This window comes from Pseudomonas sp. DSP3-2-3, assembly GCF_049898225.1.
Taxonomy (GTDB): domain Bacteria; phylum Pseudomonadota; class Gammaproteobacteria; order Pseudomonadales; family Pseudomonadaceae; genus Aquipseudomonas.
Genome location: NZ_JAFCXH010000049.1, coordinates 1 through 13,405, shown reverse-complemented (window position 1 = coordinate 13,405; position 13,405 = coordinate 1). Strand labels below are relative to the sequence as shown.

The window sequence follows — 13,405 nt, the reverse complement described above, 5'->3', positions numbered from 1 at the left end:
GTCGCAACATCTCGCGAAAGTTTGATGCCTGTGCCATCACCCGAGCCGGCTACCCTTGAAAAATCTCAGGAAGCGGGCCTTCATTTCAAGTAACAAGCATGTCCATCGCTATCGTCCACAGCAGTGCTCAGAGCAGGGTTGAAGCCCCCGCCGTCATTTTTGAGACGCATACGGCCAAGATGGTTTGCCCTCGCTTACGCCGGTGGGCCTGACGGAAAAAGCCGCCAAGGAAGCAGAGACCGTGCATAGCGCCAGTCTTAATTCAGCCCTGCTATCCACGCCCGCCGTAGCATCCTAAGCCTCGCGACCGCCGACCTACCCAAGGACGGCGGGCGTTTTGATCAGCGATTGGCTAAGGCCCCATCACCATTTGAGCTATTTTGCCCAGGATTGGGCGGCTGGCGGAGTCGTAGTCACCCCCACCTTTTGTCAGACTGGTAGACTGTCTGGTTTGAGTTCCATGAGTAGATGCAATTGTCTGACTCACCTAAAGGATGCGCTTGATGATCGAATCGCAAAACGACCTCTTATCTCAGCTCAACGGCATGAATGAGCAGCAGCTTCGACGCGTCCTCACCGAGCACCTAACCCGGAGGAAGCTGGGACTTGTTTGGGAGTCGAATGCCATCAAGCGGGACGAGGCGTTAAATGCGAATTTGGTTTTCCCGCGATTGGTGCCAGAGCTGTCCCTTTTTGATGAAGCGTCTCCAGCAGCCAAAAACCTCATTATCGAAGGTGACAACTTTGACTCCTTGCGTCTATTGAATGCGACGCATCGTGGCAAAATCCGTGTCATCTACATCGATCCTCCTTACAACACGGGCAACAAGGACTGGGTCTATAACGACAGCTTCGTTGGCAAGAAAGATCGTTGGCGTCATTCGCAGTGGTTGGAGTTCCTCTATCGCCGCCTGACTCTCGCGCGCGATCTATTAACTCCTGATGGCGTGATCATGCTCTCAATCAATGACGAAAACCGGGCACGTCTTGAGCTGTTGATGGATGAAGTGATGCCTGGGCGGCGGGTCGGTTCCTTGGCTTGGCGCACTAAAGACACCGGGAACGACGATGGGCGACTATTCAGCCATGTACATGAACACATTCTCGTTTATGCGAATCCGGGCTTTAAATTCAACGGTCGCGCTACTGACCGGAAAAAATTCCGCAATATAGACAATGATGATAGAGGCGACTGGTCGCACCAACCGTTAACAAAGGCGCATACATACACCGAGCGTGAAAACACGTATTACCCCATCCAGGATCCCACCACTGGTTATTGGTATCCATGCGACCCTGATAGCGTATGGCGGTTCGCGTCCGAGAATGAGATCCGTCACCGGCTAGGAGGTGACGAGAAAACAGTTGCGGCAGCCTTGAAGGGATTGCGGAGTGACACGATTGAGCAACTGATAGAAAAGAAGCTGATCTATTTCCCCGCCTGCAAACCCTCTGAAGTTATGTTGTTCCCTACCAAAGCTGACTTACTGGCCGCTATTAGCGCGGGAAAGGGCCCGATCCTGCCAAAAAAGAAAACTCCCCTCCTGCGAGCCGACCTTCCAGATTTAGATTTTTGGATTGGCAAGCCCATCGCCCCAGGCCGTCCATCGCGAAAAGAGCACTGGACTGCAAAGCCCGAAAGCGAGCGTTTGGCGCCTTTAAGTAGTTGGATTGCAGGTATTAACGAAACCGTCGAGTTTGACGTCGAGATCGAGGACGATGCTCCTGTAGTCCTCCGCAGCCCCAAAGGTGGAGTAGCGACCGAAGAAGTGAAAGAAGTGCTTGGCTCAAAAGTGTTTCAGCATCCCAAACCATTGCAACTGATCAAGGCTCTCCTTGCTCAAGCCAGCCATGCCAACGATATAGTTCTAGATTTTTTTGCAGGTAGCGGTACGACGGGCCAGGCTGTGCTTGAGCTGAATGCGGAGGAGGAAGCTCAACGCCGCTTTATTCTTTGCTCGAACACTGAAGCGAACGATAAGAATCCAGAGAAAAATCTTTGCCGTGACGTATGCGCGGAACGGATACGACGCGTAATGCAGCGCTATGAAAAAGAAACAGGCCTAGCTGAGTCTTTTGCTTACTTGAAAACCGATCTGATCGAAGTAGCTGACGTGAGTTTTGAGGCAACCAGCGAACATGCAAGCCAACTCATCGCGCTCAGAGAATTACGCTCTGCCATTACTCCCAGGGAGGGAGCAATACAGCAAGTCGGCGGCGACTCTAAAGTGGCCATCCTCCTTTGCAGCAACGTGAGTGAAGCAACAATCGACGCTCTGGCGCAATGGCCCGCAGAGCGACTGGCAGTCTACTCCCCCCGCCCTGACACTCTCAGAGACCAACTTGAGCTACGCGGTATACAAGTCAACAGCTACAGCATCCAGGATGCCCTGATGCGTGGCCAGATCAGCAAACAGGCGATGTGAATCATGAGCATGGATATTCAAGTTGAGTTAGATCTGGTTACGACAGCTCAGAGCCCACTTCTGGAGCCAGAGGTATTCCAATCCACCCTGATTGCTAGCATGACGTCGGCTTTACTTAGGGAGAACCATCCTCCCTGTCTTCTACGAGCTCCTACAGGCTCGGGCAAGACCTTCATGCTAGCTCGTGTGTTAGCCAACGTGAGCGCTGAAAAAGATGTCCTGTGGTTTTGGTTCGTCCCTTTCGTAAATCTTGTGGCACAGACATTAGATGCCCTGGTGTCGAATTCCTCTGACCTTTCACCACAGCTCTTTGCCCAGGGGAGAAATCAAGATGCTGCCGCAGGCCAGGTTTTGATTTCTACCGTTCAGTCAGTTGCTCGGGCTACTTGGCGCACCAAGGGATACAACGCCGATGCAGACGATGAAACTCGAACCTTGGCGGAGTTTGTGGCACGTGCACGCTCTCAAGGATTGCGGATCGGCATGGTGGTGGATGAAGCACACATTGCTTTAGATAAGACGACAGAATTCGGACAATTCGCTAACTGGCTTTCACCTGACTTCCTACTCATGGCTACGGCCACACCCAAAGATCAAAGGATTCTTGATTTCCTGGGCGGTGCTGGCAAATCTGACTTTGAGTCATTTTCTGTCAGTCGTGACGACGTCGTGAAAGCCAGGCTGAACAAGAAGTTCATTGAGGCCGTTGTATATGACCTAAGGCAAAGTGCGCAAACCGTCACAGATCTGAAGAGAACCGTCTTGCGGCAAGCTTGGCGACGGAGCCAAAAACTCAAACGAGACCTGGCAACTATTGGCATTCAGCTGACCCCCCTCCTCCTTGTACAGGTTGGAAACGGCGACAAAAGCGTAGAAGAGGCTGAGCACGATCTAATTCGTCTGTGCAAGGTTCCACCTCACGCAATTGGAAAGCATACCGCTGATGAACCTGATCCCGTAATGATGGCCGCCATCGCAAATGACTCGACTAAAGAAGTCCTGATCTTCAAACAGTCTGCTGGCACTGGATTCGACGCACCCCGAGCATTTGTTCTTGCATCGACAAAACCCGTTAATGACCCAGACTTCGCTATGCAGTTCATCGGGCGGGTCATGCGCGTATCTCATGCAATTCGCAACAACTACCCAAGGTCAGATGCCATACCGGAAGGATTTGACACAGCTTATGTGTACCTGGCAAATGCTGAGGCGCAGAAGGGTTTTGAGGCCGCTGTACACGCAACGAGCCAAGTCAAAAGTCAACTTGAGGGTCAAACGGAAAAGATGACTCTGAGGCAGACCGTCTCAGGAGCGACTGTCATCACCAACAAGTCTACACCCCAGACGCCGCTAGCTTACGACCTGCCGCTTCCGGAGCGTCGGTCGACAGTTATTGTCGACGAGACCCCAGAAGTGAGACCCGCTACCACAAATGGGCCTCAAGGAGCGCTATTTGGGGATGGTGACCTGGATGATTTTGATGACCTGGACGAATTATCGCCTCCGAACATATCTGCCAAGAAGAGCGCGCTACCCCGCTTGCCTAGCACTCCTGATCAGCTCCTAGAGGCGATGAATGAGAGAGGAATTCGGCCCTATTGCATCAAGGAAGGGGTTCGCAACCTGCCGGCAGCCCTGAAAAGCGAAAGACGTCCGATTATGCTGGGTATGACAAATATCTCTCGCTCTGTCGCCGCCCGCCTCGACATTCAGCCAAAGCATGTCGATGACTCCATAAAGGTCGCCCTCAACAAGCTTCGCGAAATTGAGCGTCACACAGAACTGACTACCCGCAAGCAGCATGACGAGAGCGCCTTGGTCGTTATAGATCGCAATGCGCTAGCACGTGAGGCAACCACAGCGTTGCGAGCTCTTCCGCAGGTCGAAGACGAGGATGTTCGTGTCATTCTTGAAGTCCTCGCCCAGCGTCTTCAGCCATCACTGATACAGGCTCTAAACGAGCTCGATGATGATCAGCAATTTGATGATTTGGCCATCCGGCGAATGTCCCGCGATGCCGCACACTGGGTTGCCAAGCTGCATGCAGATCGCCTAGAAGAAGCGATTCACGCCGCTATTGCTGAGCAAGCTGAGACATTAGACGCGGAGCCGCTGCCTAACGCGATGATATTTCCCATATCCATCCCATTGAGTAGCTCAAGGAAAAACATCTACGGCGTTTTCCCCCCCTCAAGCAGCGAATTGACTCAAATTGATCAAGTCCTGTTGTTGAATGATCGCGCTCTTTTGAGGGACAAGACCTGGTCATTTGAAGATGGCCGCTACATGACAGCACAATACGATGGCTCCTCTGCCTTGAATGGAGAGGAATTAGCCTTTGCCAAAGCACTGGATCGAAGCGACTTCGTTGCCTGGTGGCATCGAAACCCAGACAGAAAGCCCTACTCAGTGAGGCTGGTGAGAGGAGAACATAAAAACTTCTTCTACCCTGACTTCATCGTTTGCCTTGAACACTATCCTGGTGATGACCCGATTACTCGGTTAGTCGAAACCAAACAAGATGTTAAAGATGCAGCGAGGAAAGCTAAGCACATTCCAAGTTTCTACGGGAAGGTGCTGTTCTTGACCAAGGATAATCATCGTTTGCGCTGGGTTAAGGACGATGGAAGCTTAGGGTCGGACGTTGAGCTTGACGATCTAAACGAGGTCAGGGAGTGGATGCGGAGCACTCGTCCTGCCGTGGGTTAACTGCGTAAAATTCAGCTATTCTGAAAACCTCAGTCCCGAGTCAAAGCTAGGGGCTGTGACGTATGTAATCGTGCCTACGCGTAGGGCCATGCTGTGCCCTTGTCCCTTGATCGTGCGGAGCGAAGCGAGCATTCGCCGAAGGCGGTTGCTTATCCCTTGATCTTCAAAATAATAGCGACATTACAAGAGCCAAAGCCTTAGGCCCGCAGGGGCCGGGGCAAGGCTCTGGACTGCACACACAAAAACAGGATCTCACACAGTTCGGCAGTTATCTCGCCGACCTAACTGAGATTTTGATGTGCTTTACGATTACAGGCTTTTCTTCGCTTTTGATTTGCACGATTAAAGACAGATTATTGGCTTTTCGCCCATCTGTATCTTGGCCTGTAATTTCAAGGGTTCCAGACGCATTACGAGCTGACCGGCTAGGGGTGCCATGCCCCCTCCACGGGGGTTCTATGCCCCATTCCAGGGGTTCTGTGCCCCAAAAAAGGGGTGCTATGCCCCCAGAGTTTCAGGAGTGCTATGCCCCTTGCAGGGGTGCTATGCCCCGTCCAATGCGCATTCAACATTGGGATTTTTGGAAATTGAGCCACCGTAATGACACCCCCCCCGGTACAGGGGGGTATCGAATAGATTTACAGAGGTAGTATGCGGTTTCAACGGTTGCTAGCTGTTAAGCATACGATTTAGATGAAGCTGCTGACTCCGCGACGGTGGCTTCGTGATGATGATGAGCCCCGTATCACCAATAACACCTACCCAGCGGATTTCTCTATTCATAACTTCAAACGCTTTTCTTAGATCTTTCCTGAAATCAGTAATATTTTTTGATTGGCTACCGCATAACTTATGAATAGTTTCAACCTTGTACTTCCACGGCTTGGCATGAGTTGAATAAAATCCATGAAGCCACAGCGCGAGCGGGTGATTCCTGAGTGCTAACCGTCCTTTCCAATCAAGCATCGTCCAACCATCGGGCGAGTATAACTTCACAATTTTAGGATTAATCGTAATTCTTTGCAGGCCTGTCGTATCATCACGCATATGGTGATGTATAAGTTGACCCGCATACGATCTATCACCGTCAGAGACTTCAATAACAGAAGTCATAAGTCGCATGAATGATTCTTTAAGCCAGTCTCTCTGAGATTTTCCAGTTTGCCGACCGATATCTTTAAGAAACCTGTGAGCTGAAAATTCAACGCTATCGCCAAGCTTTGAACCACGCGAAATATGTAAACACTGCTCCCAAACATCCAAGTCTGCTTGATCGAGCTGCGGCCCAGTGTGTTTGATATCTACTCCACCTACACTGGTTATCCAACCAGAATTGTAAGCGCGCTTTCCTCTTCCAATCGCACCGAAAAGTGCGCTACGCAGAATCGAGTTTGGCACCCCGCGAGTATCTTCCGGCCAGTCTCCAAGGTTGCCATCCCTACCAGCGCCCATATCAAACGTTAAAGCCCGTTGCAAGTTACGCAGTTTTTGATCTTCACTAATAAAAAATGAATCACTCATTAGCATCACCACTTCTGAGTTCTTTCAATAACCGGCCAACCTGGCGATACTCTTCTACTGTAAGCCAAAGTGTTCTTTGCTTATATCCTTCAGCACGCATGCGTGAAGCGTATTCGGCTTGCCTGGTTGCTCCAGATCTCGTTTTGTGTACAACAATTTGTTTCATAAAATACCCAATAATTGGTCACTGCTGACAGATTACGATTCAGTCAGTAGTGACGCAAATGGTATTTCGAGGTCAATTAAACAGACCTGCTTTTTTAGTTGAATTTACTGGGGTTTTAGAAAGAAAAATATTTTCGTCACTTCTGAGTTAATCGGTTTTTTTAGCGCCCACCGGGCCTGGGGCCGTTATTTTGATCATCAAGGTCATGGCCGTTGCGCTTCCAGCTAGGCATGCGTCGCTCTTGCTCCCTCCTCGTTCGTTCGTCAGCGTCTTCTTGCTCGTGTATCCGTGAAGCCTGGGCTTCAGCTACTGCCGCATTGATGTGCTCTTGGCGGTCTTCCTCGATCACCACTGCGTGCTCCTTTTCGATGCCTGATGCTTTTGCTGTGGCTTCAGCCAGAGCTTTGCGATCAAACCGCGCTCCTGGGCGATCAACATCAATGCCAGTAGCAACGCCAAATGCTGCCTTGAAGATAATCCCGACACGTTCTGCTAACAGCTCGTCTGACTTTGACGCTGCTGGAGTGCTCCAGCGTTGTTTAGATGCTGCTTGTGCTCGCTGGATTTCTTTCTGTACCTGCTTTTTAAATTCATTCTGGAAAAATCTTATAACTGGGTCATCAGTGTCTATCGTTGATACTTCCCCAGCATCAACACCCGTAGAGATTTCAGCTGCTGTGCTGTAATCGCTTATCTGCTTACTAATACTACTAGAAAAATCAACAGCAGCAGACTTAACATCAGGAAGATCCCCAGTGCTATTTTCAAACTCTTCATGAGCTGCAACGAGCTCACTAAATTCTGATTCGCGGTCGTTAAGCTGTTCGTCAGTCTCCAATTCTCCCCCTGCAAATTCTTGATCTCTTGATCCTTGCGGGTTATGGCGTCTTTCCGTTTCCGCAGTTCGATCAGCCATAACGCTTTCGTATCTTTGCTCAATCGATCTTTGTGGAGTTCTTGCTTCTCCATAAATCTTGCTTTCGCTAATAGCTTTTGCTCCGAAGTTAGCTTTGTCATATATATCCCCTTTAAATCTCATAGCTTTCTGATCATCGCCAAACTTTACTGATATATAATCATCACTATTTCTAGTTATTGTCCCACCAAGCTCCACGAAAAAGTTCTGTATATCCTCTCGACAAGTTATATGACCTGACTCTATCAAGTCGCAAACCAGACCGTGAACCTCCTTCTTTGTAGCTGCTTCTTTATCGAAAGCACTTATCTTTAAATCCCGTGCAACCTCCGGGTCACGCGGATTTGTTAGTCCAAACTTCGCGCAGGCATGATCTATATATGCATCATTTTCTTTGATAAAATCCTCATTATGACCCTTTCCTCTTTTACCGCTGTAGTTAGGTGGGAACGGGTTCCGATATTTTCCACTTTCCAGGTGAACACGGGGCAACATGTAATGAATTTCAAGACGCCCAGTATGTGAGTGCTCAATTGCGAGAAATTGCCTAGCATGATCGGGCACCCCCGCGAAAGCAAAATCCTTGAAGTCTTGTAATATTTTATCTTTAAGTTCTGGGTCGGCTGCAATCTTCGCGGTTTCTTCTGGGCTAAAACTTAGAACACCTGTGGTGTATTGGTTTTTGAATTCCAGCGTATCGCAAATAAATTTCATTGATTGCGGATCGCCTTCAAGTATTACAGGCTCAGGTTCTCTTGGCGTCCATTCTTCGGACTCTTTATCGAAATACTTCTCGACCAGAAAATACTCGATTGCTTTTCCGGCGTTTGTTGTCCACTTAGATAATCCATTGATCACTTAGCAATCCTCCTACGGCGCTGCTGGAGCTTTTCCGAGGCCTGGGCAACCTCGTACACGTCTTGGCGTATTTCGTTAAGCCTGTGCAGGATTGCAGCCGCTAGGGAGTTTTCTTTATATGTGTTGGCATACCGGCTCAACATATTTAGGTCGTTATTGATCCTACCAAGCGACGCAATCAACTGCCTGAATTCTTCGCGCAGACTTTCCTTCGCAGTGACAACAGGCTTTTTATCCAGCAAGGCAACTAGGAATTGACTATTAGTCAATCCGGCCTCCCTTGCGTTACGATTAAATTTTTCCCTCTGCTTTTTAGTTACTGTCGCGTTTATCTGCACTGACCGTATAATTTCCTTAGAGTCACTCATTAGCATTGATCCTGTTTTGAAGAATCAGCACCAATACAGCGACATCTGGATGCAGTCCTAGGCACCCCTCGGTAGGCTTCATACCCATGCTCGGACGCCTTAGGCGCTCTGCTGCGCTGCCTTGGCGCCCGTCGTTGAAATAGTCCCACACATCAAGTGGTAGCTTCGTCTCTGCCCTGCTGCCGGGTGTATAGCAAAAACTAATGTCATACCGCCGCCAGATTTTGCGGTTACTTGTACTCAGTCTACTTGTGATGTTCTCAAACATCGCAAACAGGTTCTTTCCATGCCTGGCATACAAGTCTGACAGGGCATTAACAGCGTCAACTTCAAATGTGCTCATTGTGTTCCCTCGCTTTTTGTTTTTGATTTCAAGGGGTCTGGGGGAACCCCAGCAGGTCAAGGACGGAGTCCTTGCAAGCCAAGCAAAAGTCCGGAGGACTATTGATTGAGGAGCCTTGTTCGCTTTAATTCCACCACCCGCGACAACACATATTCAAGTGTTTTTTTGTTGCCTCTCATATATAGTAGCCAAAATAACAAGAAAGGACGGGCAATTATGAGAACACCAAAAATCACTGTTTCCTTGATTTTACTGGTACTTTCTCCGTTCTCCTTTGCTGAAGTTCTGGTAAGTGATGAAGCATCGTTTAAGCAAAAATATTTCGACAACTTCAATAGAACTGTGGAAGCTGGTAAAAACTTTGTTCTTAATGCTGCCCAGTTGGAAGCTATTGGCAATACAGCAGAGATGGGCGTTGACGCAATAAATAATGGATTTGCAAACACCACGGCGCGGCTGGACAAGGGAAAAGAGGAAAGACAGAACCTCGAACAGCTAGAACGCGCACAACCAGCAAGAGATGCTTGCGGCACATTAACGCTATCAGATGGCCTAGGTGATGCTGCATGCGCTGAACTCAATCAGATAGAGCAGCTGTCCAAGAATCGCGCTAAGCGTTATTCAGTCGCTACAGGCGGCGGCATCATGAACACTACCCTCGAAACGAACGTGCAGGACGTTAACGATGCTAACAACAAAGCCGCAACGGAAATTATGGATGAGTGCGACCAGCTCGCTGGTAAGTGCCGTGACTCCAAGCTATGGCTATCAGGAGCGCTAACTGCTGATGAATACAGGGCTCTGCAACTGCAAAACGACCTTGCAGCTAATGTAAAAATCGCAGTACCTCAAGTCACCGGACTTGTCCCCGGCTCGCCTGAGCATGCTAGAGCCCTTGTGCAAGATTTGCGAAGGGAAAATTCACGCGAACAGAATAGAGACAGTCTTGATGCAATCCAGGTCGCTCAACATGGCACGCTGATTAACGGTGTGCGTGCACCTGGTCGGGTGGAGCTTTATGAACAGTACGACGATAAGCACTCCGGTAGCAAAAAGTGGATATGTGCAATAACAAATAGTTGTACTGACAGTTATGTACCACCGGCTGAGGCACAGCGCCAAAGCGCTGAAATGAAGGCCGTGGAGATTTCACTGGCTCTAGATCAATACAAATCTAATCTTAGAAGTGAAGCACTGTTGAACAGTGCATTGCTCCATGTACTTAATGACAATAAGCCAAAACAACAATAAGAGAGATGCTCAACATGGCGGACTTTGTAAGATTGACCCAAGCGCAGAAAAAACAATTTAACGACATATATGAGAAATACCACGAAAGCTTTGAGCTTAACGACAGTGAACGGCTTAACGCTGCAATTTCAAAAGAATATGATTCTTTGTCTATGGAACCCAGTGGGCAATATGTTTTGATTTCAAAAACAGAAGTTCACCCGCAGGTATGGACTGCATTAGGTCGAGCAGGTGTTGGCAAGATTCAAGACTTCGATAACGGTGATGAAGATCCCGAATATAACAAAGCAAGAAAGGTTGATGTAAACGTGCTGGAAGCGCTGTTAAGACTTCTTGTCAGCCTGATCCAATCCGCGACAAACGCTCTAACAGGTGGGTCAGAGGGTTATGGAGACGGGCAGCCCCCTAAGTCGATCAAAAAGCCCCGGCAGCGCTCTGATGACGGCTATGCCCACTAACCCCTATTCCCCTCGACTTGGAGCCAACCAATGAAATTCCATGCAGCATTCACTTCTGCTGTTGTAGCCGCTGCGGCGACCATGGCGCATGCAAATGCGAGTGTTAATGTCATTTATTCGAAAGCATCGCTTGAGGCAAAGAACTCCGCCAAGGCTTTGCTCGAAAAACATGACTTTTCGCTTTTGGTCGATTCAAATCTCAACGACCTTGCGGCGGCAATGAAACTCGACGATAAACCGCTGAAAATCGACGTGGGTACGCTTGTAGCGGCGTTTGAAGGTGCAGACTCAACAACCTTGAACATCTATAACCCGAATCTCAATAGCTGCTATGGCAACTGTTACACGAACTGCCACGGTTCTAGAAGCTGGAGGTAGGTCAGGGATGGACGCAGTGACGCGTGACCAGCGCAGCGGATGCGCTTGAGCCGCTGACAGCTAGCCGCCGAAACGGCGAAGCAGCGAACTCGCCCGCCCCGGCCATGCTGTGGTTTTTATTGCCTAGGCACCGATTAACTAAAAGTGAGTATGTGCCAAGATATAAATAATCGGCGCCACGCGCGACTCATCAAAAACACTCAAGCAATCATATTGAATTTTTCATCAAACCTGGTCGAAAAATCTCTAGAGACCGATAGCTAAGGCTTCGTGTACGCTCGGTTTGACCGCAATTCAGCCTTCGGTTTGGCGTACCCGGCTTTGCGTAAGTCACTACGTGTAGCGTCAAGTTCAGCCCAGAGCTCGTTGGCATGCTTGGCAGTAAACTCCTTCGCTACTTCCTGATCTTTAAGCGCATCACGGAACTCGGAAAGCACCAGCGCAGCACAACGAAGCTGGTATAGCTTACGGCTCCACTTCATGTCCTCTACCTCTTTCTTCCTCTTGTCTTCACGAGCTTGAAACCAGTCCTCAAGCTGCTTGAACTCCTTCTCGTTGAGTGCCGATTTAACTTGCTCAGGCATGACGAGCGCATCTCTGGGGAAGCTACCAAGCATTTTTTCAACACCGCGTTTCTTCGTCTCGTCGTACGTCGTGCGTATCAGTTGGTACACCGTTTTAAGCTCGCGAATCTGCATGCTGGCAGTCTCCCATGGTTGTCGACATACAATCATGGTATCACAACATACCGATTGATCATATATGGGTATACGACCATGCACCAAAGTAAAACCAATCGGTATGCCGACACGGTATACCGAATTAATTTTCTGATAATTAATATGTATACCCATATAGAGCATCTGAGTATTCGTGAGGTGGCTGTCGGTCAGTGGGCAACGCCCGCTGGCTGGTAGGCGCCCGCTGCCGGCAGGCGACCTTGCCTTGCTATGTGGGGAGACCATGCGTAGGGAAGAGACCATTTGCAATGCAGCGGCGACGCAGCGGCGACCATGGAGCAAGGGTGACAGCTACGTGATCGCGTCGAGTCTGCATGTACTAGAGCCCTTTCACAATAAAGTCTTATCCAGAACATTGGCTTCTGGACTACCAGAACCCAGGAATCTGGTATACGATGCACGTCCTCACCAATGGCCGGAGGCCTCAGGATGCACACGGAAATCGTTATGTATAAGCGTCACGCGGAAATGAGCGCACAGGAGCGTTTAGAGTATCTTGCGGATGACTTGGAGGCGTATATTCCCTGCCCTTATTCACGCGACGTGTTAGAAAGCTGGCTGTCGCTACAATTGGCCAGCGCTGAACACACTGGCCCAGAAGCCGGAACCTCGCTCGATATTGCTTATGAGGACTGGATTAACCCGGATGACGACGACAAAGAAGACGATTGACCAAGAGACCTTGAGCACGCTTGTCGAAAACAACGCGCTAAGAGAGTTACGGGCCGTTCGGGAAGGCCCGTGCTGGGCTCTAGAAGGGCGAATAGATACTTGTTGGCTGCCTGTACGCAGCCGTAGAGAAGAGAAGCGCCTATGGCGCTCTCTGACTGCCGTAGAGCGGTTCTGTACGGCGGCAGGTGTAAAGCAATTACTTGTCGAGCTGTAGTGCGGCGAAGCGTATTTGTAAATTATATCTTTTTCGGCACTGTTTTATGAGCAAGCATGGAGTCGATTCTGCTTTTCTCTCTGACAAGCTCAAGCAGCTCAAATGCCCTTGCAACCATGTCTGAATGCATCGTTGCAAAGGCACCATCATCACCTTGAATGCGTAATAGCTCAGTCAATTCGCCGGTGTAAGGATAATAGTCAACCTGGTCGCCAGCCTCTTTCATCACAAACATGAGCACGCCCTCAACCTCAATTGCGTAACACTGCGTATTCCACGGCCATCCGGCCACTGATTCCATGAACATCCGGCCACCTATTCCACGGTGACCCGGCCACCCATTCCACGCACATCCGGCCACCCCAAAGGCAGGCAGCGACGCAGG

The 13,405-nt window shown here is 49.6% G+C and carries 11 protein-coding genes and 2 pseudogenes; 7 read left to right on the top strand and 6 right to left on the bottom strand.

Annotated features, from left to right (window positions below; all coding sequences use genetic code 11):
• Positions 1–98: 98 nt before the first annotated feature.
• From ACP7E4_RS28955 to ACP7E4_RS28945, 3 genes and pseudogenes are all read left to right on the top strand, one after another.
• Positions 99–354, top strand: a pseudogene (locus ACP7E4_RS28955) (magnesium chelatase domain-containing protein); the annotation flags it as partial.
• Between the two features lie 149 nt (positions 355–503).
• Positions 504–2,426, top strand: coding sequence for a site-specific DNA-methyltransferase (locus ACP7E4_RS28950; protein WP_426119489.1), 1,923 nt, complete (start codon positions 504–506; stop codon positions 2,424–2,426).
• 3 nt (positions 2,427–2,429) lie between these two features.
• Complete coding sequence (locus ACP7E4_RS28945) at positions 2,430–5,135, top strand: DEAD/DEAH box helicase (RefSeq protein WP_426119487.1); 2,706 nt, start codon at positions 2,430–2,432, stop codon at positions 5,133–5,135.
• 669 nt (positions 5,136–5,804) lie between these two features.
• On the opposite strand, the gene trfA is transcribed toward ACP7E4_RS28945, so the two are convergent.
• From trfA to ACP7E4_RS28925, 4 genes are all read right to left on the bottom strand, one after another.
• The gene (gene trfA / locus ACP7E4_RS28940) at positions 5,805–6,656 is read right to left on the bottom strand and encodes a plasmid replication initiator TrfA (protein ID WP_426119486.1); all 852 of its coding nucleotides are present in this window, start codon (positions 6,654–6,656) and stop codon (positions 5,805–5,807) included.
• A 326-nt stretch (positions 6,657–6,982) separates the two neighbouring features.
• Positions 6,983–8,596, bottom strand: coding sequence for a hypothetical protein (locus ACP7E4_RS28935; protein ID WP_426119485.1), 1,614 nt, complete (start codon positions 8,594–8,596; stop codon positions 6,983–6,985).
• On the bottom strand, positions 8,593–8,964 hold the full coding sequence (locus ACP7E4_RS28930; protein ID WP_426119483.1) for a plasmid mobilization protein: 372 nt from the start codon (positions 8,962–8,964) through the stop codon (positions 8,593–8,595). Before ACP7E4_RS28930 ends, ACP7E4_RS28935 begins: the two co-directional genes overlap by 4 nt.
• A complete protein-coding gene (locus tag ACP7E4_RS28925; RefSeq protein WP_426119482.1) occupies positions 8,957–9,307 on the bottom strand; it encodes a hypothetical protein in 351 nt (116 codons plus the stop codon). The genes ACP7E4_RS28930 and ACP7E4_RS28925 overlap by 8 nt, the downstream gene beginning before the upstream one ends.
• Positions 9,308–9,523: 216 nt before the next feature.
• Here ACP7E4_RS28925 and ACP7E4_RS28920 point away from each other — a divergent pair, with 216 nt between their 5' ends.
• Genes ACP7E4_RS28920 through ACP7E4_RS28910 form a run of 3 tightly spaced genes read left to right on the top strand, consistent with a single transcriptional unit; the run spans position 9,524 to position 11,394 of the window.
• Positions 9,524–10,558, top strand: a complete 1,035-nt coding sequence (locus ACP7E4_RS28920; RefSeq protein WP_426119480.1) for a hypothetical protein — start codon at positions 9,524–9,526, stop codon at positions 10,556–10,558.
• Positions 10,559–10,572: 14 nt separating this feature from the next.
• Complete coding sequence (locus ACP7E4_RS28915) at positions 10,573–11,016, top strand: hypothetical protein (protein WP_426119479.1); 444 nt, start codon at positions 10,573–10,575, stop codon at positions 11,014–11,016.
• 30 nt (positions 11,017–11,046) lie between these two features.
• On the top strand, positions 11,047–11,394 hold the full coding sequence (locus ACP7E4_RS28910) for a hypothetical protein (protein ID WP_426119477.1): 348 nt from the start codon (positions 11,047–11,049) through the stop codon (positions 11,392–11,394).
• Positions 11,395–11,654: 260 nt separating this feature from the next.
• On the opposite strand, the gene ACP7E4_RS28905 is transcribed toward ACP7E4_RS28910, so the two are convergent.
• Positions 11,655–12,092 carry a hypothetical protein gene (locus tag ACP7E4_RS28905; RefSeq protein WP_426119475.1) on the bottom strand — a complete coding sequence of 146 codons (438 nt, stop codon included), beginning with the start codon at positions 12,090–12,092 and terminating at the stop codon, positions 11,655–11,657.
• A 471-nt stretch (positions 12,093–12,563) separates the two neighbouring features.
• Between ACP7E4_RS28905 and ACP7E4_RS28900 the strand changes: the two genes are divergently transcribed.
• Positions 12,564–12,806, top strand: a complete 243-nt coding sequence (locus ACP7E4_RS28900) for a hypothetical protein (RefSeq protein ID WP_426119473.1) — start codon at positions 12,564–12,566, stop codon at positions 12,804–12,806.
• Positions 12,807–13,042: 236 nt separating this feature from the next.
• On the opposite strand, the pseudogene ACP7E4_RS28895 reads toward ACP7E4_RS28900, so the two are convergent.
• Positions 13,043–13,405: pseudogene (locus tag ACP7E4_RS28895) on the bottom strand (hypothetical protein); the annotation flags it as partial.

Excerpts from the sequence above, each read along its gene's own strand:
- ACP7E4_RS28910 (WP_426119477.1), top strand. The coding sequence starts at position 11,047 with ATGAAATTCCATGCAGCATTCACTTCTGCTGTTGTAGCCGCTGCGGCG.
- ACP7E4_RS28925 (WP_426119482.1), bottom strand. The coding sequence starts at position 9,307 with ATGAGCACATTTGAAGTTGACGCTGTTAATGCCCTGTCAGACTTGTAT.
- ACP7E4_RS28945 (WP_426119487.1), top strand. The coding sequence starts at position 2,430 with ATGAGCATGGATATTCAAGTTGAGTTAGATCTGGTTACGACAGCTCAG.
- ACP7E4_RS28920 (WP_426119480.1), top strand. The coding sequence starts at position 9,524 with ATGAGAACACCAAAAATCACTGTTTCCTTGATTTTACTGGTACTTTCT.
- ACP7E4_RS28915 (WP_426119479.1), top strand. The coding sequence starts at position 10,573 with ATGGCGGACTTTGTAAGATTGACCCAAGCGCAGAAAAAACAATTTAAC.
- ACP7E4_RS28900 (WP_426119473.1), top strand. The coding sequence starts at position 12,564 with ATGCACACGGAAATCGTTATGTATAAGCGTCACGCGGAAATGAGCGCA.
- ACP7E4_RS28930 (WP_426119483.1), bottom strand. The coding sequence starts at position 8,964 with ATGAGTGACTCTAAGGAAATTATACGGTCAGTGCAGATAAACGCGACA.
- ACP7E4_RS28905 (WP_426119475.1), bottom strand. The coding sequence starts at position 12,092 with ATGCAGATTCGCGAGCTTAAAACGGTGTACCAACTGATACGCACGACG.
- ACP7E4_RS28950 (WP_426119489.1), top strand. The coding sequence starts at position 504 with ATGATCGAATCGCAAAACGACCTCTTATCTCAGCTCAACGGCATGAAT.
- trfA (WP_426119486.1), bottom strand. The coding sequence starts at position 6,656 with ATGAGTGATTCATTTTTTATTAGTGAAGATCAAAAACTGCGTAACTTG.